This window comes from Bacillus sp. AR8-1, from assembly GCF_008042345.1.
GTDB classification, from domain to species: domain Bacteria; phylum Bacillota; class Bacilli; order Bacillales; family Bacillaceae_G; genus Bacillus_A; species Bacillus_A cereus.
The window spans coordinates 131,486-157,718 of sequence record NZ_QNUB01000009.1 but is presented as its reverse complement, the minus strand read 5'-3'; the positions used below and the strand labels follow the sequence as shown (position 1 = coordinate 157,718).

Below are 26,233 nucleotides of genomic sequence, written 5' to 3'. Positions count from 1 at the left end.
TATTCAATGATAGTGCCTTTTTATAAAACGTCACTTGCTTATTTATTACCGAGTTCTTCCGCTAAACCGATTAAAATTCCTTCGACTCCACGAATGTAGCAGAGACGATACGAGTTCTCGTACTGAACTACTTCGCCAACGAGCTCTGCACCATGCTTAGTGAGTCTCGATACCATTTCGTCAATATCTTGAACGGTGAACATGACGCGTAGATAACCGAGGGCGTTTACAGGAGCTTTTCGGTGATCTGCTATAGTAGGAGGGGTGAGAAATCGCGAAAGTTCAATTCGGTTGTGGCCATCTGGAGTGACCATCATAGCGATCTCTACGCACTGAGAACCGAGTCCAGTTACGCGACCAGCCCATTCACCTTCGACATTGGCTCGACCTTCGAGATTCAAGCCAATCTCCTCAAAGAAAGAGATTGCGTTATCAAGAGATTCTACAACGATGCTGACATTGTCCATTCGTAATAATTTGTTTTTTGCCATAGTCTTATCTCCTTATGTATAAAAGTTCATTATTTAATCATCCTCATAATTATACTACTAAGTAGTTACAAATTCCTTTCAGTCAAAAACACCTTGTCACAGTATAGGAAAAATTGACAAGGTGTTTTTTTATATGTCATATAGCATCTTGTTAACGAACAGCTTTTATTTAATAGGAAGGAAGTAGATTAATATGATTTTTTTATAAGTGTTACTGAGCATATCAAATTAGCTCATTTGCACTAAAGGCTCAATTTTCGCCATAAATGATTGATGCAGTGCCTCAACACCTGTTACTAAATGAAGGCGGTCAATAACGACAGACACTTTAATTTCTGATGTACTTACCATTTTAATATGAATATCTTCTTCTTTTAAAGTAGTAAACATATTTGCAGCGACACCAGGGTTAGATACCATGCCAGATCCTACGATTGATACTTTTGCTAAATGATTTTCATATTCTACTGCTTCATAGTGAAGTGCCTCTTGATTTTGTTCCAATACTTCTAATGTTTCTCTTAAATCATTAGAATGGATGGAGAAGGAGAGATGAACAGTTCCTTCATTTGTAATACTTTGAATGATGATATCTACATTAATATGTGCCGCTGCTAATGTAGAGAAAACAGTTGAAAGTGAACCTTGTTCTAATCCTTTCACTGTGATGCGTGTAATATTATCTTCAAATGCAATACCTTTAACGATTGATTGTTGTTCCATGTTACATTCTCCTTTTACAATTGTTCCGTTTTCTTGTTCCATACTTGAGCGAACTTCTAAAATGACATTATGATTTTTAGCAAACTCAACAGCACGCGGGTGTAATACACCAGCACCGAGGTTTGCAAGTTCTAACATTTCGTCATAAGAAATTTCATCTAATTTATAAGCATCTTTTACAACTCGTGGATCCGTCGTATATACGCCGGTCACATCTGTGTAAATATCACATTTTTTTGCGTTTAGTGCAGCAGCTAATGCGACAGCAGTTGTATCAGAACCGCCTCGTCCAAGCGTTGTAATTTCAAAATCTTCACTGACTCCTTGGAAACCAGCTACAATAACAATCGTGCCTTTAGTAAGATAAGACTGAATTCGATCTGTATTAATTTCAGTAATCCGTGCACTACTATGTACAGATTCTGTCGTAATACCAGCTTGCCATCCTGTTAATGAAATCGCGTTATACCCTTTTGCTTGTAGTGCCATCGTTAATAATGAAATAGTTACTTGCTCTCCTGTCGATAGAAGCATATCCATTTCGCGTTTACTTGGATTTTCTGTAATTGCGTTAGCGAGTGCGACAAGTTCATCCGTGCTTTTTCCCATTGCTGAAACGACAGAGACAACGCTATGACCTCGTTCATATTCTTCAATAATTAAATTTGCTACATGTTGAATGCGCTCGACGCTTCCGACAGAAGTGCCACCAAATTTTTGAACAATTGTTTCCATTGCAAATTCCTTCTTTCGTCTATTTTTAAGAATAGATTAGGAAATATATAGATCCCAATACTCCTGTAGTTACCAGAAAGACAAACAAAAAACACCATCTCAAATAAGTGAGGATGGTGCTGTTACAGGAAAAGGGAAACAGAAAACGGAGCTAATAAAAAAACCGCCAAAAAAGGAATATCATAAAAAATGATATCTCTTTTTTGTAGATAGCTCTTCATACATACACGTCTGTACATATGACAGTTCTGTTTCTATTCGAAAACAGCCCCAATTGATAAATGCAGAGAAATTTATCAATTTCGGCAATACTTCCTTTCATCTAAGTTCATAGACATCTCTGTGTCTCCATTAGAATACTCATAAGTATTGCAACCTCTATCTCACGTTTTAGGCGAGAGTGTTTGATTTATGAAGTTGTTGGTAACATTTGTTTTATAATAATTTAAATTTTTCGGGGAATCAAGTGTTTTATATATATTTTAAAAATTCTTTCTTTTTCTGAGGAAGTTTGTGAAAAATGTAGCAAAATAAATTCATTGCATGTACATTAAACTTATAGTGCATAGGAGGTGGGAGAATGAAAAGGAAACAGCCTATTTATGTTGCGACAAAAATGAACACGACGATGGGAAAATTATGGGAATATACGCAAGAACCAGATATACATACAGAGTGGGATGCTCGCTTTACTGAAATTTCGTATTTAGAGAAAAAAGAAGGAGAACCACAGAAGTTTTTGTATAAAACAAAGATTGGATTTGGGCTTGAAATAGCTGGAGAAGGGGAATCAATAGGTGAAATAAGAAAAGAAACTGGTGAAAGAATTTCTTCTTTAAAATTTTGGACGGATAATACATTATCTCTTATTCAAATAGGACGTGGTTATTGGAAGTATACGCCGAATAAAGAATACATCCATTTTGAGACACAATATGATTATGATACAAGATTTGGTCGTATAGGAAATGTGATAGATTCCTATATTTTTCGTCCGTTATTAGGTTGGGCGACTGCTTGGAGTTTTGATGCCTTAAAATTATGGTTAGAAAAGGGGCTTCATCCTAGGTTACTAATTAGAAGAACAATGACGTATTGGCTCGTATGTTTTTTGTTTGCTTTTGTATGGATATATCAAGGGATAATGCCAAAACTACTGTTTACTCATTCAGAAGAAGTAAAGATGCTTTCTGTATTAATCGGTTCAAATGAAAATAGTGTATATATACTTAAAATAATTGGGGTGTTAGAAATAATTTTCGGTGTCGTATGGCTGTTGCCACTAACAAAACGAAAATTATTTATACTGCATATTATTGTGTTATTGGTTTTAACGATAGCGGCAGGATTTACGAATATTGCAAGCTTTACAGGTCCGTTTAATCCGATTACATTAAATATTCTTCTAATGGGGTTATCAATTGTCGGTTATATAAATAGTTTCGATTTACCAAGCGCGAAAAATTGCAAGAGGACGAGAAAGGGATAAGTGTATGGCTAATATGTATGAACGATTATTAGGGGATATCTATAAAAATCTTCATCCTGAATTGCAGAAGCGTTATGCGATTACAGAAGAAAATAGTTTTACAGGGGAAGGAAAGATGGATGAAATTTACGGTGGTTCTTTTTTCGTAAAATTCATATTAAAAATTGCATCGAGGTTTCGAATGTTTTTCTCAGAACGAGGAGAGGAAATTCCATTTACGATACAAAATACAGCTGAGCGAGATGAATATGGACAAGAATTAGTAAGGTGGAATCGTACTTTTTATTTTCATAATAAGAAAAGATATTTTAATGCAGTTATGCAATTGGATGAAAAAGAAAATGAAATTGTAGATTATTTTGGCGAACCACATTTACTCGTTTCTACACTGCATTTTCATATCGATGAGTTAGGTGCAATGCATATTTCTTCAAAGAAACAATGGTTTTATATGTTTGGAAGAAAAATTCCGTTACCAAAATTTTTGTATGGTGAGGCAAAAATTGTTGAAAGTTATGATGCAACACTACAGTGTTTTCGAATTCACGTACAAGTACGAAACCCGTTAATTGGCTCGCTTTTTTCATATAAGGGAACATTTGTGGAAAGGAAATAAACGATATGAAAAATATAATATTTGGGCTTGCTTGTTATGTTGTTTTTCTAATATATGAGTGGTCGAATGTAAATCCTGTTGAAGCAATTATATTATTATCTGTTTTATTATTTATACCAATGTCACTTTGTATTATTGATAAAAGAAAAAGAGATGGATCGTATTTATTATTTTATAAATTCGTATCGTTTTTATATCCAATCGCAGCAATTTGTGCAATGCTAGCTTTCGTCACAAATCACTATGTATTTGCGCTAGTTTGGTTTGTATATACAGGAATTGTTGCGTTATTTGGTGTAAGTAGATTGCTAGAAAGAGGATGGAAGCCGCTAGAAGAGAACGCCATAGATAGTGCGTATATTTATTTGTTTTTAGGTGGTTTTTGGTTTTTTGCTTCAGTAGCAAAACTTTCAATTATGCATTTTAGCTCTGACATTGTTTTACTCACAGCAGCGCATTTTCATTATTCGGCGTTTCTATTGCCATTATCAGCTGGTTTAACAGGGAGAAAAAGAGAAAAGAGAAGTAAAGTATATGATGCTATTATGTTTATCATCATGATTTCACCTATGACAGTTGCAATAGGAATTACATACTCGAGAATATTTGAATTTTTTGCAGTGCTCCTATATTTATGTGCGATTTATGGATATGGATTTTACGTTTGGAGAGCAAAATTTAATGCTATCAGTGCAAAGATTCTTTTAATCGTTTCGTCTAGTACACTCATGGTTACAATTATGTTCTCACTTATATACTCATACGGGAATTTGAAGCATGTAATGACGATTACAATTGCTCAAATGGTTTGGATTCACGGTGTTGTCAACGGAATTGGAGTAGCGTTACCGGCATTTGTCGGCTGGATGATCGAAAAGAGTGTTCCGAATTATAAATACTATGGGAAACCAATGAGTAAATTAAGAGGAAGTGTGGCAATTGGTGAGGCTTTTTTATATAGCGGCAATTTAGTAGGCAGTAAGGAATACAACGGTTTAGTTGATCAAATAACTGATTTTCATAGTGAGTCATTTGACGTGACGAAGGTACCTTTAAGTATTATTCGTTTTTATGAAAATACAACAGAGTATGAGTTGCAATCAAATATTAAATGGGCTCGTTGGTTCCGCCTATTTGCATTTTGTTATGAGAAAATGAGCAAGCATGTAGGACAAATACATTTAGGAATGGGCGACAAGTGGGAAACGATGCATGGCTCTATCATTGGTGTAATGGATGAGGAAGATGGAAGAGAGAATGTAAGGGCTTGGCTAAGGAAAAATGAAGCAGGTGAATCTATTTTTGTAGCTCTTTATTCAAAGCATACAGATAAGGATGAGACATATATGAATATCGCCTTGCCTTTACCTTATTCGAATATTACTGGTATTTTGAGGCTATGTAATGATAATCATGATTTAATCATTACTAGTAAGTTAAGAGAAAATGGCCAGGGAGATGAGGGGATTTATTTACATACTCGGTTTTTAACAATCTGTTTACCGTTAGCAGAGACTTTCATCATTACAGAGGGTAAGGATAAAATGTTAACAGCTCATCATAGCATGTGGCTATTTGGACTTGAATTTTTACATATTCATTATAAGATTGAAAAAATTGCACAGAAGTAAGAAAGGCTTGGATGGGTTTCCAAGCTTTTTTATGTATGGGTAATTGTCATAGAAATTTGTTTATTTAGCTCATTATCCCAAACACGTTGAATTTCAAAAGTGCCTGTTTCAAAAAATAATGGGAATCTTTCTTTAAACCAAGTTTGCATAGGTAGCTTTAGTGCTGTATCGATTGGTATCCATAAGAAAGAATAAGCCCTAAAGAAATTAGGACTTATTCTTCATTAAATACAAATGTTTGTTTCATTTTTTTACCTTCATTTACCGGATGGCCGTTATAAGAGAAATTCTTTTCTTCCCAAGTGATCACAACTTTAAAATTATGACTATTAAAGTCTAATGGGAATACCATGTAGTCAAAGCTTGTATGCCTTTTAGAAATGTTTCCATTAGATGTAGTAGGTTTAAAGGTAGCTTTAGAGGTAGGGTTGTTATCAAGTATTTCCACAGATACGTTTGATACATCATGACCGATGTTTTTTACGAGTAAACTATACGTATCAAATACACCTTGCTTTGGCTGGATTGCTTGCTTGTTTGAGTTATGAGATTTATCAATTTCGACATACCATTGTTTAGACTTTGACGCAATCGGTAGTGACTGAAATGTGTAAGCACTAGCTTGCATTGGTAGTGCTAAACATATAAGCGTAAAGAGAGTTAATATTTTTCGTTTCATTTTTTGAGAGCTCCCATTCTTTAATGGATTTACTTGTTATTATCTTCTTTTCACAAGTAAATATACCATATAATGTAAAGTGGTTATTGTGAGTAGTGAATCAATATCTTATTCACTACTCTTATAGCTGGCATAATTACGTATGTAGTAAGAAAGAATAAATTTGTTTTTTCTATACTTAGATTGCCGCCCTTTTTAAAAGGGCTATTTTTACGTTTTAATAAAAAGAATATACTAAGAGTTCCGTATAAATTATTTGTTTTAATGTAGTTAAATGTACTTGTATATGTGAAATTAGAGAGGGAAGCTGTGTAGAGATGTTTCTACACAGCTATTTAGGATATGAAAAAATTACCAAAAATATGTTAAAATAACATTGTCATACAACAAGGGGGATTTGTTTTATGGAAAATGGACATCTTGCTAAAGTAGACTTAACGAAAAAAATTGAATCAAAATCTAAGTACAATAAGAAATTAGAAAAATATCAAAGGCACTTATTAGCATTACAGCAAATTTTGAAAGAAGAAAAAATCGCGGTTATGCTTGTTATGGAAGGATGGGATGCGGCTGGTAAAGGTGGGGCAATTAAGCGGGTGACGGAACATCTTGACCCGCGTGGGTTCCAAGTAAATCCAATTGGAGCGCCTGCACCTCATGAAAAACGTTACCATTATTTGCAACGTTTCTGGCGTAAAATTCCACAGTACGGGCAAATCACCATTTTTGATCGCTCATGGTACGGTCGTGTGTTAGTTGAGCGTGTTGAAGGATTTGCTACAAAGGAAGAGTGGATGAGAGCATATGATGAGATTAATGATTTTGAAAAACTACTAACAGATGACCATTACATAATAGGGAAGTTCTTCTACCATATAAGTAAAGAGGAACAGTTAAAGAGATTTAAAGATAGAGAGAAAAATCCTTTGAAAAGATGGAAAATTACAGACGAAGATTGGCGTAATCGTGAAAAATGGGATGAATATGTTGAAGCAATGGAAGACATGTTTGAAAAAACAAGTAAGCCAAATGCGAAGTGGCATATTATTGAAAGTAACGATAAATTGTATGCTCGTGTGAAAACGTTAAAAATTATTATTTCATTCATTGAGGATTATTTCTTAGAACATGGTATAGAATTGCCTTCTTATTATTATGAAATGAAAGAGGATATCGAAGTTTTGCAAGATGTAGGTGTTAAAGAGTAAAAAAGAAAATGGTCCTGTGAATTGGTGAAACCAAATTATGGGGCTTTTTTATTTAGAAACATTTTACAATTAACAGAATAAGGTATATAATCAATAATCATATTAATATTGTTAATATGATTATTGATTATATACTATGTGGGGGTTTTACTTTGAAGGGAAGAGATGTTGTTTTAGGTTTATTAATGGAAAAGGAATTGTCTGGTTACGATATTAAAATTGTGTTTGAAGACGTATTTACTCATTTTTTTGATGGAAGTTTTGGAATGATTTATCCAACGTTACGACAATTGGAGAATGAAGGGAAAATAAAAAAAGAGGTTGTCATGCAAGAGGGAAAACCGAATAAGAAAATGTACTTTATTACAGATGAGGGGCGTGAAGAATTTTATCAATACATGCAGACACCTGTAGAGAAGGATGTTTTACGTTCGGATTTTTTAATGAGAATGTATTTTGGTAACTATAGTGATGATGTAACAATAAAAAAATGGATTAAAGATGAAATTGAAAGAAAAGAAGCGTACATTGCAGATCTTCGATTGAAATATGAAAAGTGGAGAGTAGGTATTACTTTCGTCGAAGAAATTTCACTAGATGTAGGTATTGCATCGTATAGTGCACAAGTGGAGACTTTGAAGAAAAAATTAGAAGAGTTAGAGGCGAAAGAAAACAATAAAACAGAAGAATGAAAAACGCGTTCACAATAAATAAAGGGGTATATAAAGATGGAGCAATCAAAGGGTATTAAGATTGTCTTTTTAATGTGTCTAGGTATCTTTCTTTGTATGATTGATACGACAATTATGAATATAGCTTTACCGGCAATACAATCGAGTGTAAATACTTCGTTAGAAAAGATGTCTTGGGTATTAAATGTTTATACAATGACGATTGCAGTACTTGCCATTCCGTTAGGGCGGATAGCTGATATCTTTGGAAAAGCAAAGATGTATATTCTTGGTCTGGTGATTTTTGGTGGTGGATCGGTACTTTGCGCTTTTGCTAATACAGGTGATTTTCTTATTTTTTCTCGTTTTATACAAAGTATTGGGGCAGCAATTTTATTTCCAACAAGTATGGTAATTGGTGTATCAGCTATGCCGTTAGCTAAAAGGCATGTTGCGCTTGCAATTTTAGGAGTAACACAAGGATTGTCAGCTGCTATGGGACCAGTAATAGGTGGAATTATTACGCAAAATTTAGGATGGAGATGGGTGTTCTTCGTTAATGTTCCGGTTTGTATAATAGGAATCGTGTTATGTTGCATCATGCTACAAATAAAAAATGAAGAACGTATTATCTCAAAAATAGATTGGATAGGACTACTATTAAGTAGCACAGCAATTTTTTCATTTACTCTCATATTAGTAAAAGGTAATACATGGGGATGGCAAAGTAATATTGCTTTGTCTTGTTATGCAATTAGCACTATTTCTCTTATTCTATTTGTTTTAGTAGAACGAAAGATTCATAATCCAATGGTGAATTTAAAGTTATTTCAAGATCGAATGTTTGTCGGAGCGTCAATCGTTGTTATATTGAGTAATTTATTTTTAATTGGAGTTACTGTATTGCTTCCAACTTTCTTGACGAAACTACAAGGTCGAACGGAAATTGAAGCGGCTTTTTTAGTGACACCAATTTCAGCAATGATATTTTTTGTCTCACCAGTTGCAGCAACTTTAATTGAAAAACTCGGAAAAGTAACTATTATTTTGTCAGGATTTCTTGTTATGGGGCTTTCCTACTATTGGTTGCAAATAATCAATGTTAATTCAACAAATATAGAAATTATTATTCCATGTATGATATTAGGTGTTGGATATGGTTTAGTAGTGGGGCCAATTACAGTTTTAAGTGCTTCTTCATTTGAAGGAGAACTGTTAACTGCTTCTCAAAGTGTTGTATCAATGTTACGACAAGTTGGAATTGTATTGGCGGTTGCAATATTTGTCTCTAATTTAACTCACAATTTAACTGTAAATAAAGAAAAAGTATATCGTTATGCAGAAGAAAAGGTGCGTAATATTCATGTGAATAGTGCTGAGCAAACTGAAATTTTACAAATGACTAAAGAGAAAATAGAGAATCAAAGTTTAGAGTCGAATATAAATAAGAAACAAAATGCAATGACAATGGGATTAAGTAAAGAGAAAAAGGAAGAATTGATTCGCGACAAGACGGATGAAATATTAAGAGAAGTTCCAGTAGAATATAGAGATGTAAAAAGAGAAGAAGTTATGAGGCAAGTGACAAAAGAAGTTGAAAAACAAGAGGAAAGTATAAAGAAAGAGGTACTCACATTTTCGAATGATGTGAATCATTATGCCAAGAATCAGATGGCAATGAGTTTTACAGATTTATATAAAGCAAGTGTGCCAATTATTTTAATTTGTGCTTTCGTAAGTTTGTTGTTTTGGGAAGGGAAAGCTTTGAGTAAAAAGAGAAGGGGAAGATTAGTAGAAGAAGCGTAAAGAAAAACAGGCTGCTATAGCCTGTTTTCCTTACGTTAGTATGAAAAATCTGGATTTAATTCTTTAAATTTATGACTATAATGCCTTTTATTATTAAAACCAACAAAATCAATTCCGACGCAAGATTCTAAATTTCCGTCTACAATCGTAGAATCCACGAAGCTTAAATGTTTTAATTTTTGTAGTTCTTTAATGAATTGTAGATTTCGTATGTTACCACAACTTGATAAGATGAGAGTTTCTAATTCCGTTAAATAGCGCAAATATTCGTGGTTTTTAAGCTTACTGCAATGGTCGAATTCGATGTATTTTAAAGTTGAAGCATTGTTTTCAATTTCATCAATATGCTCTAAATTTCTTAAATAATTGAGTTCTAAATGCTTTAATTTAGGTAATGACCTACATCCTTTTAATGAATTAATGTTCCCTTGTGTAATGCTTAGTTTTTCAATTTTTTGTAAAGACATTAATTCTTCAAGGTTCTTTTGTTTCGGTTTGTATTTCCGAATGTATAGTTCTTTTAAGTTAGGACAAGATTCGAAGCCTTTAATGTTTTTATTACACTGTATGTGAAGTTCCTCTAAATTTGTAAAGCTTTCTAGCTCTGTTAAGTTTAGTGGAACTTGTGGTTCTTCTAGTGATAAAGATTTTAAGTTTTTTAATTTATATAGGGCTGAATAATCAGTAATATATATACTACTAATGTGTAAGCTTTCAATTTGCGGGCAGCGTTCAAGAAAATTAATATGGTGCAAACTATACCTAAGATCATTAATGTAAACATCAGTAAAGTTGTTTGTATTAATGAAGTTTACGTATTCATCCAGTCTGTTTTCATGGATTTGTACTGTGCCATCCATAACTAAAAAGTTTTGCGGTTTCTTTTTGATAGATATTTGTAAAGGATTCATGTATTGAAATATTTCTGTCTTGTTTTCTAAAATAGTTTCAATACTTCTTTTGACAGTTGGAACATTGTCTCTTTGTTTGTAAGCTATTAAGGTTGACTTTATTTCTGACGGATCTGTTAATAAAATTTTTGGAGCCATTTCATGTAGTACATCTTCATTTGCAGGTATACAGCTAACCATTGCATCAAGTGCTATTAAACTTAAAGGGTGTCCTTTTGTTAGCCAAGATTTAATTCGTCTCCAAGTTAGTTGTGATACTGCAGCTAATCGCGCCCAATCGTTATGAAATGATACTGCATGTTCCTCTATCCAATCTAATGTTTCTGAGGATTGAAAAGAATGCAGACAAATGAAGGAAGTGGTCGGAAGCTCACTTTTTAATACTGTTTTTAGCCTTTCTATTACTAAAGGAAAGGCTTCTTCAAATGGTAAACAATAAGCTGCAGCGTGAGAAAGAGGTGCAAGTAAATCTTCATCAAATGCCTTCCACAGTTTTCTTATCCAATCTGAGGCGAATTCTCCTAGTATACATATAACAATCTCAAGTAATCTAGTTTTAATTACACCATTCATTGTGTTTGAAAAGCGATTTATAACAGCATCTAGTACTTCGTTTTGATCGTACCTATTAAGAGCTTCAATTTCTGCTTCTTGAAGAAACCATCTAGTCATGGTGTAATCAAGTAATTCCTCTAAACTAGAGCGAACTTCTTCTAAAGTGGGGACGGGTGTAAGTTTGTGCTCATTCATCTCTAATTTTGGTTGCTTCGCTTTACCATCTTCTTCATAAAAACTATCATGCAAATAATATTTATAAGGTGAGTGAATCATTACAAGGTGGTACCATTCTTTAGGATGTAAAGATAACGAAATAAGACGCTCATGACATTGGTTACATAATTTATAAGGTTGATTTGCTTGATCGGATTCTTCTATTTTATATACTGGATCATGTTTGCAAGCTTCACATAATTCTACTGTTTTTTTCATTGTTTTCTCCTTGCATATTGTGAATATTAGTATTTTTAATATAGCATGGGATAAGTCGAGTATGATTAGAAAGTTTTTTAGAATGAAAGGAAGGAATGGAAAATGCCATTGAATATGTAACGTTATACATAGTACATTAACAAGAGGGATTAATTTTAAAAGGAGGATGGGGAATTGCTAGATAAGGCAGGGGCTTTAATAGATAATCATGTGTACACAGAAGAAGAGCAACAAAAACTATACAAACGAACGTTAATAATCGTCAGCATTTCACAAATGTTTGGCGGTGCAGGACTAGCTGCTGGTATTACAGTGGGAGCACTTCTTGCGCAGCAAATGCTTGGAACAGATGCATTTGCAGGATTACCAACTGCTATGTTTACATTAGGATCGGCATTCGCAGCTTTCATAGTAGGGAAGCTTTCGCAACGATATGGACGCCGGATAGGTCTTGCAACAGGGTTTATAGTAGGCGGATTTGGAGCAATTGGTGTTGTAATGGCAGCTTTAACAAATAGTATTATTCTTTTACTTATTTCTTTACTTATATATGGTGCCGGTACAGCCACGAATCTACAAGCTCGTTATGCAGGTACAGATTTAGCAGATAAGAAGCAGAGAGCAACGGCTGTTAGTATTACGATGGTAATGACGACTTTCGGTGCAGTTGCAGGACCAAATTTAGTAGGGGTAATGGGAAGTTTTGCTCATTCAATTGGAGTTCCTAAACTTGCAGGTCCGTTCATACTATCGGCAGCAGCATTTATACTGGCGGGTCTAGTTCTTTTTGTTATGCTTCGTCCAGATCCTTTGATTATTGCTAACATAATAGAAAGATATAAACAGGAACATACATATAAAGGACAACCAATAACAGAAGAAGCGAAAGAAAATAAACGAGGTATTACAGTTGGAGCAATCGTAATGATACTTACGCAAATAGTGATGGTTGCGATTATGACGATGACGCCAGTTCATATGGGACACCACGGTCACGGTTTAAGTGCAGTAGGACTTGTGATAGGTTTTCATGTAGGTGCAATGTATCTTCCATCTCTCGTTACAGGAATGTTAATTGATAAAATTGGCCGAACTACAATGAGCATAGCTGGTGGAGTGATTTTACTTGCAGCGGGTGTCATAGCTGCGATAGCGCCAAGTGATTCTTTATTATTATTAATCGTTGCTCTGTCTTTACTTGGGCTAGGATGGAACCTCGGATTGATAAGTGGTACAGCACAAATCGTTGATTCCACAACACCGTCTACACGTGCTAAAACACAAGGGAAAATAGATGTTTTTATTGCGCTAGCTGGAGCTTCTGGTGGAGCAATGTCAGGTATGGTAGTAGCGAATTCAAGTTATGCGGCATTGTCATTGGCTGGAGGCGTGTTAGCGTTATTACTTATTCCTGTTGTGATATGGTCTCGAAAAGGGGCAAGAAATTAAATGAAAAAGAGGTTCTAGTTACTGACTAGAACCTCTTTTTATACACTTAAATTAAATTCCACTCTACAATAAGTCCTAAATGCGTAAGTCCGCCACCAAATCCGTATAGTAAAAGTGTGTCTCCGTTATTTAACCTTCCTTCTTTTATAGCTAAATTTAAAGCGAGTGGAATGGTGACTGAAGAGGTATTCCCCATATATTCCACGCTCGTTAATGTTTTTTGTATTGGAATTTGAGATTTTTCGCAAATAGATTCAATCATTCGTAAGTTAGCGCTGTGGGGTATGAACCAGTCTATATCATCTACTTGCATATTTGCGGTATGTATTAAATCTTTTATGCCTTTTGGCACTGTACGTGTTGCCCATTTATATACTTCTCTTCCATTTTGAACGATTTTTTCATTTGTTTGCAGTGGTGTGCCATTCATAGTAGTAGATAAGTTTGTTCTATATAGATGAATGCCGCCATCACCGTTTGTTCCCATGTGAGCAGCGATAAAGCTTGGGGTGTCTTCATCTCTTTCTAATAAAATAGCTCCAGCACCATCACCGAATAAAATACAGGTCGTTCTATCGCTATAATCAGTAACTTTAGATAATGTCTCTGTCGCTACGACAAGTACTTTTTCATGTGATCCAGAAGTGATTAAGCTATTACCGACGTGTAGTCCATATGTAAAACCAGCACAAGTTGCATTTAAATCAAAAGCTAGTGTATGAGGTATGTTGAAGTATTGTTGTATTTGGCAAGCAACACTAGGGAAAACGTAATCAGCAGTAGTAGTAGCGACAATGATACAGTCGACATCTTCTAAGTTTTTCTTATATGTTGTACATAAATTTTTAATTGCTTTAATGGCTAAGTTTGAGGAGTATTCTTCGTCACTAGCGATTCTTCTTTCCTTTATTCCTGTTCTTTGTACAATCCATTCATCATTCGTATGGACCATCTTTTCTAAATCGTTATTAGACAATATTTGATCTGGAACATAAGTACCAATTGCAGTAATACGAGATTTAGAATGCATAGGAACATCTCCTAACTTTTATTTTTTATAACCTGATACTAATATTAGGTTATAAAAATGTCAATAAAGATTTTTGTTGTATTAAAACGATAATACTTAACTTACTATGAAGGAATTTGGCGAGTGCTGTAAAAATAATATACGAGAAGTTTCTAAAATTGATAATTGCTTTTGTTATTTTTATTGTGAGAAAAATTCGCAAAAAATGACGATTAAAGTAAAAATATAAAGATTTTCTTTAGTGTGATATAGGTTGTTAAACCTTGTGAAAGCGAATTACTTATGCTACACTTTATGTAACTTAAAATGAACGGAGGGGCTTCCTTTGATCTTAATCAGATTACGTCTCAATACTTTGTGCCAATAATTGAATAGCGCTCAAAGGCTCTGTCTGTGTACAGAGTGAACGGGATTGGTCTGCCTATTTTAAAGGAACCCTTTATTAAGCTTATATGTGAAAAAGAGGGAGGGACGAATACGCCCTCTTTTTGTTTTGCCTTTATAAATAGAATGGGATTGTATAAGTGAACACTTACTGTGGATACGTATACAATCTTGGGACTTTTTGACTATAAAATAGGATGAAAGCATAGCTTTCTTCTATTTCTTTGGTGAACCCTTATCCGTTTACGAAAACACAGGCAGCGACCTGTGTTTTTTATTTTACGTAATCGAAATGGAGGAATAAATATATGGAAGAAGTATTACAAAGAGCAGTTTTAGTTGGAGTAAATGTAGGTAATGAAGATGATTTTGCATATTCGATGGAAGAGTTAACAAATCTTGCGGAAGCTTGTGATGTAGAGGTAATTGGGCAAGTAACGCAAAATTTACAACGAGTAAATCCATCGCATTATATCGGAAAAGGAAAGATTGAAGAAGTTGCAGCGTATGTACAAGAAATAGATGCGAATATGGTTATCTTTAATGATGAATTATCTCCTTCACAAATTCGAAATTTAGAAGAGGATTTAGATTGTAAGGTAATTGATCGTACCATTTTAATTTTAGATATTTTTGCGCAACGTGCGAAAACGAAAGAAGCACAGCTACAAGTAGAAGTAGCACACCTTCAGTATATGATGCCTCGTTTAATCGGTCTTCGTGAATCGTTAGGGAGACAGAGCGGCGGCGTTGGTACGAAAAATAAAGGTGTCGGTGAAAAGAAGTTAGAGTTAGACCGTCGTAAAATTGAAGAACAAATTTCAGTTTTGAATAAAGATTTAGAAGCGCTCGTTGCCCAGCGTCAAACGCAGCGAAAGCAGCGTAAGAAAAATGAAATACCTGTTGTAGCATTAGTAGGTTATACGAATGCAGGAAAGTCAACGACGATGAATGCAATGCTTGAAATTTATAATGGTACAGAAGAAAAACAAGTATTTGAAAAAGATATGTTATTCGCGACGTTAGAAACATCTGTACGAAATATTGATTTGCCAGATAATAAATCATTTTTATTAACAGATACAGTTGGATTTGTAAGTAAATTACCACATCATCTTGTGAAGGCGTTCCGTTCAACGTTAGAAGAAGTAGCGGAAGCAGACCTACTTATTCACGTTGTAGATTACGCAAATCCAAATTATGAACAATTAATTGATATTACAAATGAAACGTTAAAGAAAATTGGAGTAGAAAATATTCCAACGATCTATGCTTATAATAAATCAGATATGGTAGATGTTGAAATTCCGAAAGTGCAAGAAGATCGCGTTTATTTATCAGCGAAGAAACATGTTGGAATTGAAGAACTTGTAGAAATGATTCGCTCACACATCTATAAAGAATATACGAAGTGTGAAATGTTAATTCCATATGATCAAGGACAGGTAGTTTCGTATTTCAATAATCATGCACACGTTTTATCTACGAGTTACGAAAACGAAGGTACCAAATTACAAATAGAATGTAAGACGAGTGATTACGAGAAGTATAAGCATTTTGCAATTTAATGTAAGAGGCAACCCAGTATGTGATTGGGTTGTCTTTTTTTGTACTGTTTTACCGCTGAAAGTTACAAGGATGCAAGCCAATGACGGGAGTTAAGTTATATTTCTGGAAAAAGAAATGAAAGCAGTATAGAATAGAAATGTTTCAAAAGTCAGAATTTATTACACCTACTGTAATAAATATATATTTTGTACAGAAAGGGGAGATTCACATATGCAGGCAGTTTCACACAAAAAAACTGTAGAAACACCGACAATATATCGAATTTTATTTGCGATTAGCTTTGGGCATTTTTTAAATGATTCGATGCAAGCAGTTGTGCCGGCGTTGTTTCCTATTTTGGAAAAAACGATGAATTTATCCTATATGCAAGTAGGGTGGATTGCGTTTGCATTAAATATGACTTCATCGATTATGCAACCGGTGTTTGGTATGTATTCAGATAAGAAGCCGTCACCATTTTTATTACCACTCGGCATGTTTTCAAGTATGCTTGGAATGATTGGACTCGCGTTTGCACCAAACTTTATTATTGTTATTATTTCTGTTTTATTTATTGGTTTAGGTTCCGCGGTCTTTCATCCAGAAGGCGCTCGTGTTGCGTATATGGCGGCAGGTGCAAAACGAGGGTTAGCGCAAGCAATTTATCAAGTTGGGGGAAACACGGGGAATTCTCTAGCTCCTATTTTTACAGCGCTAATTTTCGTTCCACTCGGTCAAATTGGTTCATTAGGTTTTACAGCATTTGCAGCAGTAGGAATTGTATTATTAATTTTCGTATCGAATTGGTACAAAAATGAATTAGCAACCGGTGCTGTAAGAAGGAAGAAGAGGGCTGCACTTGAGGCGGAAAATGCAATTGTAAGTACACACATTAAATTCGTTATTATACTTCTTGTTTTTCTTACTTTTGTACGCTCTTGGTACGGTGCTGGTATCGGGAATTTCTATCAATTTTACTTAATAGAGCATTACGGTTTATCTATAAAAAATGCCCAGTATTTCGTATTCGCATTTATGATTGCTGGTGTGTTAGGAACTTTCTTCGGAGGACCGTTAGCAGATCGATTTGGTAAGAAAAATATCATCGTATTTTCAATGTTAGGTTCAGCGCCACTTGCACTGTTATTACCACATGTCTCACTTGTGTGGGTCGTACCGTTATTTTTATGTATCGGTTTTATTAGTTCAAGTAGTTTTAGTGTAATTGTTGTATATGCACAAGAGCTTGTACCTGGAAAAGTGGGAATGGTGTCAGGATTAATCGTAGGTCTTGCGTTTGGACTTGGAGCATTAGGTGCTGTAGTTCTTGGGAAATTAGCAGATATATATAGCCTGCAATTTATTATGCTATTATGTAGTTGTCTACCATTAATTGGACTCACTTCATGGTTACTGCCAAGTGATAAGAAAACGATAGAATAGGGGATGCGCTATGAAATTGTGTGAAAACGTTACGGAATTAATAGGAGATACACCTGTCGTCCGATTATCTAAATTTATTCCGGAAGACGCAGCAGATGTGTATGTGAAACTAGAAATGTTTAATCCATCGCGCAGTGTGAAAGACCGTGCTGCTTATAATTTACTTCACGTTGCAGAAGAAAATGGTCTCATCAAACCAGGAGATACAATTATTGAACCGACAAGCGGGAATACAGGGATTGGTTTAGCGATGAATGCAGCAGCTAAAGGGTATAAAGCGATTTTAATTATGCCAGATAATATGTCAAAAGAGCGTATTAATTTATTGAAAGCATACGGAGCAGAAGTAGTTTTAACACCAGCAGAACAAAGAATGCCAGGAGCAATTGCGAAGGCGTTAGAATTGCAAAAGCAAATACCGAATAGTTTTATTCCGCAACAATTTGAAAACCCAGCTAATCCGAATATTCACCGTTATACGACTGCGCTTGAAATTTACGAACAAATGGATGGAGAGCTGGACGCTTTTGTTGCAACGGCAGGAACAGGCGGAACGATTACAGGGACTGGTGAAACGTTAAAAGAGAAATTACCAAACTTATATATTGCAGTAGTGGAACCGAAAGGATCACCCGTTTTATCAGGTGGTGTGCCAGGTCCTCATAAACTAGTAGGAACAAGCCCAGGGTTTATCCCGAAAAACTTAAATACAGAAGTGTATAACGAAATTATTCAAATTGCAGACGAAGAGGCTTTAACGACAATGAGAAACTTAGCTAGACAAGAGGGATTATTAGTTGGGCCGTCTTCTGGAGCATCTGTTTATGCTGCAATCATGATAGCGAAACGTCTAGGCGCTGGTAAAAAAGTTTTATGTATTGCGCCTGATACAGGTGAACGTTATTTGAGCATGGGGTTATTTGAATAAAAAGGATAGAAACACCTTAATAGTGAATAGCTGCTATTAAGGTGTTTGTTTTATGGAATGAAGAGGGGGAGAAGAACAATGAAACTATTAAAACCAACCCATGAATATAGTGAGCATATTACAGCGTATAGACACGCGTTTTTACACTCAGGGGAACAACCACATGGAAGTAGTTCTTTACAAAACTTTGATTCTCTTGATGAATGGTTTGAAAAAGTGAGTAAACAAGAACTAGGAGAAAATTTACTAGCTAATCGAGTGCCATCTAGTCAGTTTTTAAGTTTTGAAAAAGAGGAACTTATAGGTTTTGTGAATATTAGACATAGATTAAATCCAGAATTATTACGGGAAAGCGGTCATATTGGATATAGTGTCCATCCAAATAAACGTCGCCACGGTTACGCTACGAAACAACTACAACTTGCATTAGCTGAAGCGCAAAAATTAGGATTGCAGAAAGTATTAATAACTTGAGATAAATCCAATATCGGTTCTGCTAAAACGATTCAAAAGGTTGGCGGTGTGTTAGAAAATGAAATAGTTTCTTCTCGTACTGGTGAAGTTATTCAGCGCTTTTGGATAGAAATATGATGTAGTAGGAATTTGAAAAGGTAATGCAAGCTGTAATATCGAAATAGATAAATGAAATATAGGGGATTACTGCAATTTTAGGGGGAAATGAAATGGGATTAAAAGAGAAAGCAATAGAGATGTCAGAGATCTATAGGCAAAATCCGAAAGTAGAAGCCATTATTTTAGCGGGTTCAGTAGCTAGAAAGCTTGAAGATGAACATTCAGATATAGAATTACATATTTTATGGTCAATACCGCCAGAAGATGAGGATCGTAGGGCCCCTATTCATCATATTGATGGGACAATATTATCGTATTATCCGTATGAGGAAGAAGAATGGTCGGAAACGTATTTAACGAAAGAGGGAATTAAATTAGAGATTAGTAACTTTTTAACAGAGACAGTAGAGAAAGTGATTTCGGATGTGGTGGATCAATATGATATAAGTTATGAAAAACAATGTATTGTATCATCCGTTCATGATGGTGTTAGTTTGTATGGAGAAGAGAAAGTGAATGAATTAAAAGATAGAGTAGTGGTATATCCAGATGAACTAGTAAAACGAATGATTTCAGAAAATCTATGGTTAAGTAATCGTTGGCACAATCGAAAGGCGCTTTTAAAACGGAAAGATTGGCTTATGCTTTATGATGTTATTTGCGAAGTACAAAGGAACGTATTCGGTGTTTTATTTGGTTTGAATAAAATGTATGTACATCATCCAGCGTTTAAATGGATGCCTAATAATGTGGAACGAATGACTATTAAACCTGAAAATTTATATGAACGTATGGCGGACACATTAATAGGAAGTCCAGAAAATAGTGTGCAGGAGTTAGAGTTGCTAATAGAAGAAGTGTTGCAACAAGTTCATACATACGCGCCAGGAGTAAATGTGGATGAGCAAGAAAAATCGATTTTTTATTTTGTGAAATAGAAAACAGTAATAAGGGGGAAGTTATGGTTTTTTTTAATAAGTTTTTTAAAAAAGTTGAAAAAGTAAATGAGCAAGAAGCCACTCTTCATGAATTAAGTGAAGAATTGTATGTTGAATCACCGGTAGAGGAAGCGACTAGTTACTGGGTATCAATGGCACAAAATATAATTGTTAATGCTGTAAAGGCGGCTGACAATGATGTGGAACGTGCCTTCGTATTATTGAATTTGAAGAAAGGTGAGGCTTCATTTGATATTTTCTATCAAATAAATGGGCAATTGTATTTCTGGGATCAGCTAGAAAATGAGACGATAAGAAATAGAATTCAGAACGAGTTGTTACCGCAAGCTCCAGAAGTTTCAAATGCAGTAAATGAGCAATTTCATGAAGCTGATCACCCTATAATTTCGTTTGCGCAATTGCAGTTTGAATGGGAAACGAAAGCCTGGTTTTCACATATAATTTGGGAAGATAACCTTGCTGCTCAATTGCCCAAAACTCAAATTCTAAATGAATGGTTTCGTGTAATTAAAGAAGAAACGAAAAATAGACCACTGGATAGTGATGCGAAATTTTCTTGGTATCCATCAAACTCTTAAAAAATTAATACAGAGAGACAGGTTATGTTTCTAGATGATTTGTATTATTGAATAAGTATCAATAATACGTAATTCTTTTTCTATTGCCTGTTAGAATTCGTTATGTACTAATCCACTTGTTTTCTAAACTAAAAACTTATATTTCGAATTTTGAAATAGATTGTAATACATAAAAATTCGAAATATAAGTTGACACTATTTTTAATGTGTGATAAAAATGATAGTAATCAATTCGGAAAATAATATTTGGGCAATGAAAGGGTATAGTAGTGAATATCTCCCTATTTCAGAGAGCTGATGGTTGGTGTGAATCAGTATATAGATTATTCATGAAGTTCGTCCTGGAGCATCTTTCATAAATCTCGCATTATGAGGAAATGAAAGACGGTAGTTTATACCGTTATCAAATAAAGTGGTGAAGATTTTTTCACAACTAGGGTGGTACCGCGATATTTATCGTCCCTACGTATTTACGTAGGGACGTTTTTTATTTAGGTCCTAACTTTGGTGTGTCTTCATAACTAGGGTGGTACCGCGATATTTTATCGTCCCTACGTTTTTGCGTAGGGGCGTTTTTATTTAGGTGGTTTCTTAGTGTTCTTCACAACTAGGGTGGTACCGCGATATTTTTGTCGTCCCTACGTATTTACGTAGGGACGTTTTTTTATTAGGGAGGAAGTGAACGTATTAGAAAAGAGTATTGATAGAACAATATAAATACCGAATTGTAACAAAGAAAAAGAGATAGAGAGGAGATTAACAAATGAATTCACAGCAATGGACATCGAAATTAGGTTTCGTATTAGCTGCAGCAGGTTCGGCAATTGGTCTTGGAGCGATTTGGAAATTCCCATATATGGCCGGCATTGGAGGAGGCGGAGCGTTCTTCCTAATTTTCATCGGTTTCACATTATTAATTGGTTTACCGCTATTATTAGCTGAATTTGTTATTGGAAGAAGTACACAAAAAGAGGCTGTCGATGCATATAGAGAGATTGCTCCTAAAACGTTATGGCCTTGGTTAGGTAAATTAGGAATTGTAACATGTTTCATATTACTTTCTTTCTACAGTGTTGTAGGAGGCTGGATTTTATTATATTTATGGAATGCAATTACAGGTAGACTATGGGAAGGAAATGGAGCATACGAAGCTACGTTTGGTGAAATCATTTCCAATCCATATTTAGCAGTTGGATCACAGCTATTATTCATCCTTATTACTATTTTCATCGTAAGTAAAGGTGTACAAAATGGTGTTGAAAAAGTAAATAAATATTTCATGCCAGCATTATTCGTTTTATTCTTTGTATTAATCGTTCGTGCACTTACATTAGATGGTGCTGGAGAAGGCGTTCGTTTCTTCTTACAACCTGATTTCTCACATGTAACATCAGAAGTTATATTATACGCAATGGGGCAATCGTTCTTCTCATTATCTGTCGGGGTAGCCGTTATGGTAACGTATAGCTCATACTTACCGAAAGAAGAAAGCTTACCACGTTCAGCATTTTCTATCGTAGCCTTAACTCTTGTTATTACATTACTTGCAGGACTTGCAATTTTCCCAGTTGTGTTCGCATTTGGAATGGAACCATCTCAAGGGCCGGGACTATTATTTATCGTGTTGCCAGCTATTTTCAGTAAAATGGCGTTCGGAAAATTATTCTTCATTGTTTTCTTATTACTATTCTTCTTCGCTACGATTACATCAGCAATTTCGATGTTAGAAATTAGTGTTGCATCGTTAACATCAAAAGGTAAAGGGAAACGTGAAAAAATGGCCTTAATCGTAGGGTTATTAATCTTCGTTGTTGGAGTACCATCAGCATTATCATTCGGTATATTAAGTGATCTGAAGATTTTCGGAAAGACAGTCTTTGATTTAGCGGACTATGCAGTAAGTAACGTTTTAATGCCACTTGGTGTATTATTAGTTTCTATCTTTGTTCCTTTAAAAATGAAGAAAGATGTATTAATGAAAGAGCTAGGTGTAAGTAAAAATAAAGGTTATAAACTATTCGTATTATGGTTATTCTTACTTCGTTATATCGCACCAATTGCGATTATTATCGTATTCTTAAATGTACTTGGCATTATATAAAAAGAAAGGTAGCGTATCATACATAGATACGCTACCTTTTTATTTTGCTCTTTTTTGCAATTCATTTACTGTTACGAACTGATAGCCCTTCTTAGATAAAGAATCTAAAATACCTTCAATCGTTTTAAAATTTTCATTAGACTCATCATACATAGAATGCAGTAAAATGATAGAACCTGGTTTTACATTTTTATTAACATATTCAATTTTATCAGCCGCAGATTTATAAAAAGTATCGGGCTCAAGATCCCATATAATCGTTTCGATATTATTTTTATTTAAATAATAGGGTAGTCCAATTAATTTTTTTCCGTTAGGGGGCCTAAAATCAATTTCGTCTGTAAATCCTGTTTGGCGGATTAATGAATTCGTTTTTTCTATTTCATCCTTAATAAAAGAAGGTGTTTTGAAAACCATTCTATTATGAGAATATGTATGGTTTCCAAGTTGGTGCCCAGATTGCGCGATAGCTTCTCCTAACGATAAATTTTGCTCTAATTCATTTCCAATTAAAAAGAAAGTAGCTTTAGCGTTGTATTTATCTAGTAGCGGTAATATTTGTTTTACATTGTTAGTAGGGCCATCATCAAAAGTTAAAGCAATCACTTTTTCATTTGTTTCTACGCGTTGTGTTAAATCTCCAAATAATTGAAAGCTTCTTGCGTTCATCAATTTGTATGTTCCGAATAATGCCGTGATAATAAAGAATAGTGTAACGATTGTAATGATAATTTTTTTCTTCATAATGTAACCTCACAATGATTTTTAATTCAGTTAAAAAGTATTATATCAAACTAAGTAATTTCGTGCTTTAAGAAGGGTGTGGATGCAAGGAGAAGGAATTTATCATATAATAAAATGCAAAAGGTATATTAGGAGGTGTTTATATGGCGATTATAATTCAATTGCCAGACACTGCAACGTCTCATGCAAAGCCAAGTATGGAAATGGCGATACTTTGCGTGAGGTAGACAAGTAATATACAATCGCCTATATGAGCTCGTATCATTTTTTATATTTGGCTTTGCACCTTATTGAAATGAACCATAAAAAATAAGGGGCGAGCAGAAATGAAATACGTAAAAGCTAATGCTGTTTTACCAGAGAGTTTAATTACTGAAATTCAAAAGTATATACAAGGTGAAACAATTTACATTCCGAAACAAGAAACGAAACATTATAAATGGGGTACACGATCTGGCGGAAGAAAACAACTAGATGAAAGAAATAAAGCAATTAAAGAAGCGTTTAAAAGTGGGATTGCTATTCATCAACTTGCAGAAGAATATTTTCTTTCTGGGGAAACGATTAAAAAGATTGTGTATTCTAAATAAGAGGAAAAGAGTCTGATTCATATATTACTTTGAATCAGACTCTTTTTGTTTTATGTGTATTGGATATATGAGGTGTGAACGGGCATGATAATAGAAAAAATGTGCCGTTTTTTTATTAAATGGTATACAGAGCACTTGAAAAGTAGAAAGGTGAACATATATGAATCATATTGGACAAATAACGATAGAGCTTTTAGTTGGTTTTTTTGTTCTATTAATTGCTACAAAAATATTAGGGAAAACACAAATATCTCAGCTAACGCCATTTGATTTTATTTCTGCAATCGTCCTAGGTGAGCTCGTTGGAAATTCAATATATGATCCTAAAATTAAAGTATGGTCTATTTTATATTCAGTATTTGTTTGGGTAATTTTAATTTATACTATAGAAGTGATAACACAAAAAGTAAGAGGAACAAGAAGGTTTTTTGAAGGGTATCCTTCAATTATTATTCGTAACGGAAAGATTGATCGTGAACAATTAAGCGTAAATCATTTGGATATAAACCAATTACAACAAATGCTTAGGCAACAAAAAGATATATTTTCAATCCGAGAAGTTGAATATATGATATTGGAACCGAACGGAAACATAAGCGTTCTGAAAAAAAGTAAATACGAATCTCCTACTATAAATGATTTAAGTTTAAAACATAAGCCTGTATACTTACCAATTTCATTAATTAGTGATGGAAAAGTAGTTAAGGATAATTTGAGGGAAGCGGGATTTGATGAAGGATGGCTTTATAAACAAATAAAGCAAAAAGGAATTACTAAATTTGAAGACGTATTATATGCGGAATGGAAAACAGATGATGGCTTCTTTTGTCAGGAAATGCAGCGGTAGAGAATAAGTGATATATGTAATATTTGTTTCTAAGTTATCTTTTACATATCAAAAAACGTAATCATTGTATACAATAAAACTAAATCAACAATTTGTATGGAGTGATAAAGATGGAAGCGTTTATTAGAAGTGATCAATATAATTTTATAAAATCACAAGCTTATATTTTAGCAAACGGGCATGCAACGGCAAATGATAGAGGTGTAATTCAAGCGTTAAAATCGCTTGCGATTGAAAAGATAATACATGTATTTGAGAATTTAACGGATGAACAGAAAGAGTTAATTGATACGGTATTAACAGTTCAAAATAGAGAAGATGCAGAATCATTTTTAATGAAAATAAATCCGTATGTAATTCCGTTTCAAGAAGTTACAGCACAAACATTAAAAAAATTATTTCCTAAAGCGAAAAAGTTAAAACTTCCTGATATGGAAGAAATGGATATGAAAGAAATATCTTATTTAAGCTGGATTGATAAGGGGTCAAGCAGGAAATTTATTATAGCGAAAAATGATAAAAATAAATTTGTTGGTCTGCAAGGAACGTTCCAAAGTTTAAATAAAAAAAGCATTTGTTCGTTATGTCATGGACATGAAGAAGTAGGAATGTTTTTAGTTGAAATTAAAGGCGATGTACCAGGAACTTTCGTTAAAAAGGGAAACTACATTTGCAAAGATGGTGTAGCTTGCAATCAGAATATGAAATCGCTAGATAAATTGAACGATTTTATTGAACGCTTGAAGAAATAACGAGAAAACCTCTAGTATTTAAACTGGAGGTTTTTATTTTTTGAAGAAGTAAAATAAGCTTTCTTTGTAAATGTAGATTTATAATGAAATTTGATAAAAATATCTATTATGATACAGTTGCTTATATGCAAGGAGGTAAAACATGGATTACCTTTTATCGAAAGAAAAAGTGAAGCGATGGCCCAAAGATATGATAGCGGCGGGGCGTTGTCATACAGTTGGCCTGAAATCGGATGGCACGGTAGTAGCGGTGGGCCGGAATAAAGAAGGGGAATGTAATGTAAGTGGCTGGCGAGATATTGAAGCAGTCGCAGTGGGCAATGTTCATATGGGAACGAACACGGGTAATGCTCATAC

At 34.3% G+C, this 26,233-nt stretch carries 23 protein-coding genes, 2 pseudogenes, 1 riboswitch and 1 other annotated feature; of the genes and pseudogenes, 18 read left to right on the top strand and 7 right to left on the bottom strand.

The window, feature by feature from the left end; genetic code table 11:
* Positions 1-38: 38 nt before the first annotated feature.
* The gene (locus tag DN400_RS06235) at positions 39-491 is read right to left on the bottom strand and encodes a VOC family protein (protein WP_001107258.1); all 453 of its coding nucleotides are present in this window, start codon (positions 489-491) and stop codon (positions 39-41) included.
* 228 nt (positions 492-719) lie between these two features.
* Positions 720-1,949 carry an aspartate kinase gene (locus DN400_RS06230; protein ID WP_016513037.1) on the bottom strand — a complete coding sequence of 410 codons (1,230 nt, stop codon included), beginning with the start codon at positions 1,947-1,949 and terminating at the stop codon, positions 720-722.
* Between the two features lie 202 nt (positions 1,950-2,151).
* Positions 2,152-2,338, bottom strand: a riboswitch (Lysine riboswitch).
* Positions 2,339-2,529: 191 nt separating this feature from the next.
* Here DN400_RS06230 and DN400_RS06220 point away from each other — a divergent pair.
* From DN400_RS06220 to DN400_RS06210, 3 genes are read left to right on the top strand one after another with little or no spacing between them, the layout of a single operon-like run.
* Positions 2,530-3,438 (top strand): DoxX-like family protein, encoded by a 909-nt coding sequence (locus DN400_RS06220; RefSeq protein ID WP_098919696.1) that lies wholly within the window; start codon positions 2,530-2,532, stop codon positions 3,436-3,438.
* A 4-nt stretch (positions 3,439-3,442) separates the two neighbouring features.
* A complete protein-coding gene (locus tag DN400_RS06215; RefSeq protein ID WP_065228613.1) occupies positions 3,443-4,054 on the top strand; it encodes a DUF4166 domain-containing protein in 612 nt (203 codons plus the stop codon).
* Positions 4,055-4,059: 5 nt separating this feature from the next.
* Positions 4,060-5,685 carry a YndJ family protein gene (locus tag DN400_RS06210; protein WP_065228614.1) on the top strand — a complete coding sequence of 542 codons (1,626 nt, stop codon included), beginning with the start codon at positions 4,060-4,062 and terminating at the stop codon, positions 5,683-5,685.
* Positions 5,686-5,714: 29 nt separating this feature from the next.
* Here DN400_RS06210 and DN400_RS06205 read toward each other — a convergent pair.
* Positions 5,715-5,870 (bottom strand): annotated as a pseudogene (locus DN400_RS06205) (DNA mismatch repair protein MutT); the annotation flags it as partial.
* 29 nt (positions 5,871-5,899) lie between these two features.
* Entirely contained in the window at positions 5,900-6,364 is a 465-nt protein-coding gene (locus DN400_RS06200; RefSeq protein ID WP_065228615.1) for a hypothetical protein, read from the bottom strand.
* A gap of 404 nt (positions 6,365-6,768) precedes the next feature.
* On the opposite strand from DN400_RS06200, the gene DN400_RS06195 reads away from it, so the two are divergent.
* The 3 genes from DN400_RS06195 (at position 6,769) to DN400_RS06185 (ending at position 10,049) form a co-directional block, all read left to right on the top strand.
* Complete coding sequence (locus DN400_RS06195) at positions 6,769-7,572, top strand: polyphosphate kinase 2 family protein (RefSeq protein WP_061666795.1); 804 nt, start codon at positions 6,769-6,771, stop codon at positions 7,570-7,572.
* A 152-nt stretch (positions 7,573-7,724) separates the two neighbouring features.
* A complete protein-coding gene (locus DN400_RS06190; protein ID WP_000678333.1) occupies positions 7,725-8,264 on the top strand; it encodes a PadR family transcriptional regulator in 540 nt (179 codons plus the stop codon).
* Positions 8,265-8,300: 36 nt separating this feature from the next.
* Positions 8,301-10,049, top strand: a complete 1,749-nt coding sequence (locus DN400_RS06185; protein ID WP_065228616.1) for an MFS transporter — start codon at positions 8,301-8,303, stop codon at positions 10,047-10,049.
* Positions 10,050-10,084: 35 nt separating this feature from the next.
* On the opposite strand, the gene DN400_RS06180 is transcribed toward DN400_RS06185, so the two are convergent.
* Positions 10,085-11,950: a leucine-rich repeat domain-containing protein gene (locus DN400_RS06180; protein WP_065228617.1), complete on the bottom strand. Its 1,866-nt coding sequence runs from the start codon at positions 11,948-11,950 to the stop codon at positions 10,085-10,087.
* A gap of 174 nt (positions 11,951-12,124) precedes the next feature.
* Here DN400_RS06180 and DN400_RS06175 point away from each other — a divergent pair, with 174 nt between their 5' ends.
* Complete coding sequence (locus tag DN400_RS06175) at positions 12,125-13,399, top strand: MFS transporter (protein ID WP_061666792.1); 1,275 nt, start codon at positions 12,125-12,127, stop codon at positions 13,397-13,399.
* Positions 13,400-13,445: 46 nt separating this feature from the next.
* Here DN400_RS06175 and DN400_RS06170 read toward each other — a convergent pair whose 3' ends face one another.
* Positions 13,446-14,429: a ketoacyl-ACP synthase III gene (locus DN400_RS06170; RefSeq protein ID WP_016513032.1), complete on the bottom strand. Its 984-nt coding sequence runs from the start codon at positions 14,427-14,429 to the stop codon at positions 13,446-13,448.
* Between the two features lie 692 nt (positions 14,430-15,121).
* Between DN400_RS06170 and hflX the strand changes: the two genes are divergently transcribed.
* The 7 genes and pseudogenes from hflX to DN400_RS06135 all read left to right on the top strand — a co-directional run bounded on the left by hflX (position 15,122) and on the right by DN400_RS06135 (position 22,943).
* Positions 15,122-16,381, top strand: coding sequence for a GTPase HflX (hflX, locus tag DN400_RS06165; protein ID WP_000393283.1), 1,260 nt, complete (start codon positions 15,122-15,124; stop codon positions 16,379-16,381).
* A gap of 211 nt (positions 16,382-16,592) precedes the next feature.
* Positions 16,593-17,804 (top strand): MFS transporter, encoded by a 1,212-nt coding sequence (locus tag DN400_RS06160; protein WP_001149399.1) that lies wholly within the window; start codon positions 16,593-16,595, stop codon positions 17,802-17,804.
* A 10-nt stretch (positions 17,805-17,814) separates the two neighbouring features.
* The gene (gene cysK, locus DN400_RS06155; RefSeq protein ID WP_000762271.1) at positions 17,815-18,732 is read left to right on the top strand and encodes a cysteine synthase A; all 918 of its coding nucleotides are present in this window, start codon (positions 17,815-17,817) and stop codon (positions 18,730-18,732) included.
* Between the two features lie 78 nt (positions 18,733-18,810).
* A pseudogene (locus DN400_RS06150) lies at positions 18,811-19,323 on the top strand (GNAT family N-acetyltransferase).
* A gap of 92 nt (positions 19,324-19,415) precedes the next feature.
* Positions 19,416-20,243 (top strand): DUF4037 domain-containing protein, encoded by an 828-nt coding sequence (locus DN400_RS06145; RefSeq protein WP_147801578.1) that lies wholly within the window; start codon positions 19,416-19,418, stop codon positions 20,241-20,243.
* 23 nt (positions 20,244-20,266) lie between these two features.
* The gene (locus tag DN400_RS06140) at positions 20,267-20,842 is read left to right on the top strand and encodes a hypothetical protein (protein ID WP_098255524.1); all 576 of its coding nucleotides are present in this window, start codon (positions 20,267-20,269) and stop codon (positions 20,840-20,842) included.
* A 244-nt stretch (positions 20,843-21,086) separates the two neighbouring features.
* Positions 21,087-21,309: a binding site (T-box leader), on the top strand.
* A 296-nt stretch (positions 21,310-21,605) separates the two neighbouring features.
* The gene (locus tag DN400_RS06135; RefSeq protein WP_001088187.1) at positions 21,606-22,943 is read left to right on the top strand and encodes a sodium-dependent transporter; all 1,338 of its coding nucleotides are present in this window, start codon (positions 21,606-21,608) and stop codon (positions 22,941-22,943) included.
* 39 nt (positions 22,944-22,982) lie between these two features.
* Here the strand turns inward: DN400_RS06135 and DN400_RS06130 are convergent, their stop codons facing one another.
* Positions 22,983-23,687 carry a polysaccharide deacetylase family protein gene (locus DN400_RS06130; RefSeq protein ID WP_016513031.1) on the bottom strand — a complete coding sequence of 235 codons (705 nt, stop codon included), beginning with the start codon at positions 23,685-23,687 and terminating at the stop codon, positions 22,983-22,985.
* Positions 23,688-24,013: 326 nt separating this feature from the next.
* Here DN400_RS06130 and DN400_RS06125 point away from each other — a divergent pair, with 326 nt between their 5' ends.
* From DN400_RS06125 to DN400_RS29785, 4 genes are all read left to right on the top strand, one after another.
* Entirely contained in the window at positions 24,014-24,277 is a 264-nt protein-coding gene (locus DN400_RS06125; protein ID WP_000878325.1) for a CD3324 family protein, read from the top strand.
* Positions 24,278-24,437: 160 nt separating this feature from the next.
* The gene (locus tag DN400_RS06120) at positions 24,438-25,124 is read left to right on the top strand and encodes a DUF421 domain-containing protein (RefSeq protein ID WP_001015543.1); all 687 of its coding nucleotides are present in this window, start codon (positions 24,438-24,440) and stop codon (positions 25,122-25,124) included.
* 110 nt (positions 25,125-25,234) lie between these two features.
* A complete protein-coding gene (locus DN400_RS06115; protein WP_000387074.1) occupies positions 25,235-25,876 on the top strand; it encodes a FusB/FusC family EF-G-binding protein in 642 nt (213 codons plus the stop codon).
* A 142-nt stretch (positions 25,877-26,018) separates the two neighbouring features.
* Positions 26,019-26,233, top strand: a 215-nt coding sequence (locus tag DN400_RS29785; RefSeq protein ID WP_255477882.1) for an RCC1-like domain-containing protein, incomplete at its 3' end; no start/stop codon positions are given.

Coding starts and splice junctions, on each gene's coding strand:
- DN400_RS06135 (WP_001088187.1), top strand. CDS start 21,606: ATGAATTCACAGCAATGGACATCGAAATTAGGTTTCGTATTAGCTGCA.
- DN400_RS06215 (WP_065228613.1), top strand. CDS start 3,443: ATGGCTAATATGTATGAACGATTATTAGGGGATATCTATAAAAATCTT.
- DN400_RS06115 (WP_000387074.1), top strand. CDS start 25,235: ATGGAAGCGTTTATTAGAAGTGATCAATATAATTTTATAAAATCACAA.
- DN400_RS06180 (WP_065228617.1), bottom strand. CDS start 11,950: ATGAAAAAAACAGTAGAATTATGTGAAGCTTGCAAACATGATCCAGTA.
- DN400_RS06185 (WP_065228616.1), top strand. CDS start 8,301: ATGGAGCAATCAAAGGGTATTAAGATTGTCTTTTTAATGTGTCTAGGT.
- DN400_RS06130 (WP_016513031.1), bottom strand. CDS start 23,687: ATGAAGAAAAAAATTATCATTACAATCGTTACACTATTCTTTATTATC.
- DN400_RS06145 (WP_147801578.1), top strand. CDS start 19,416: ATGGGATTAAAAGAGAAAGCAATAGAGATGTCAGAGATCTATAGGCAA.
- cysK (WP_000762271.1), top strand. CDS start 17,815: ATGAAATTGTGTGAAAACGTTACGGAATTAATAGGAGATACACCTGTC.
- DN400_RS06125 (WP_000878325.1), top strand. CDS start 24,014: ATGAAATACGTAAAAGCTAATGCTGTTTTACCAGAGAGTTTAATTACT.
- DN400_RS06170 (WP_016513032.1), bottom strand. CDS start 14,429: ATGCATTCTAAATCTCGTATTACTGCAATTGGTACTTATGTTCCAGAT.
- DN400_RS06235 (WP_001107258.1), bottom strand. CDS start 491: ATGGCAAAAAACAAATTATTACGAATGGACAATGTCAGCATCGTTGTA.
- DN400_RS06210 (WP_065228614.1), top strand. CDS start 4,060: ATGAAAAATATAATATTTGGGCTTGCTTGTTATGTTGTTTTTCTAATA.
- DN400_RS06140 (WP_098255524.1), top strand. CDS start 20,267: ATGGTTTTTTTTAATAAGTTTTTTAAAAAAGTTGAAAAAGTAAATGAG.
- DN400_RS06120 (WP_001015543.1), top strand. CDS start 24,438: ATGAATCATATTGGACAAATAACGATAGAGCTTTTAGTTGGTTTTTTT.
- DN400_RS06195 (WP_061666795.1), top strand. CDS start 6,769: ATGGAAAATGGACATCTTGCTAAAGTAGACTTAACGAAAAAAATTGAA.
- hflX (WP_000393283.1), top strand. CDS start 15,122: ATGGAAGAAGTATTACAAAGAGCAGTTTTAGTTGGAGTAAATGTAGGT.
- DN400_RS06230 (WP_016513037.1), bottom strand. CDS start 1,949: ATGGAAACAATTGTTCAAAAATTTGGTGGCACTTCTGTCGGAAGCGTC.
- DN400_RS06160 (WP_001149399.1), top strand. CDS start 16,593: ATGCAGGCAGTTTCACACAAAAAAACTGTAGAAACACCGACAATATAT.
- DN400_RS06220 (WP_098919696.1), top strand. CDS start 2,530: ATGAAAAGGAAACAGCCTATTTATGTTGCGACAAAAATGAACACGACG.
- DN400_RS06200 (WP_065228615.1), bottom strand. CDS start 6,364: ATGAAACGAAAAATATTAACTCTCTTTACGCTTATATGTTTAGCACTA.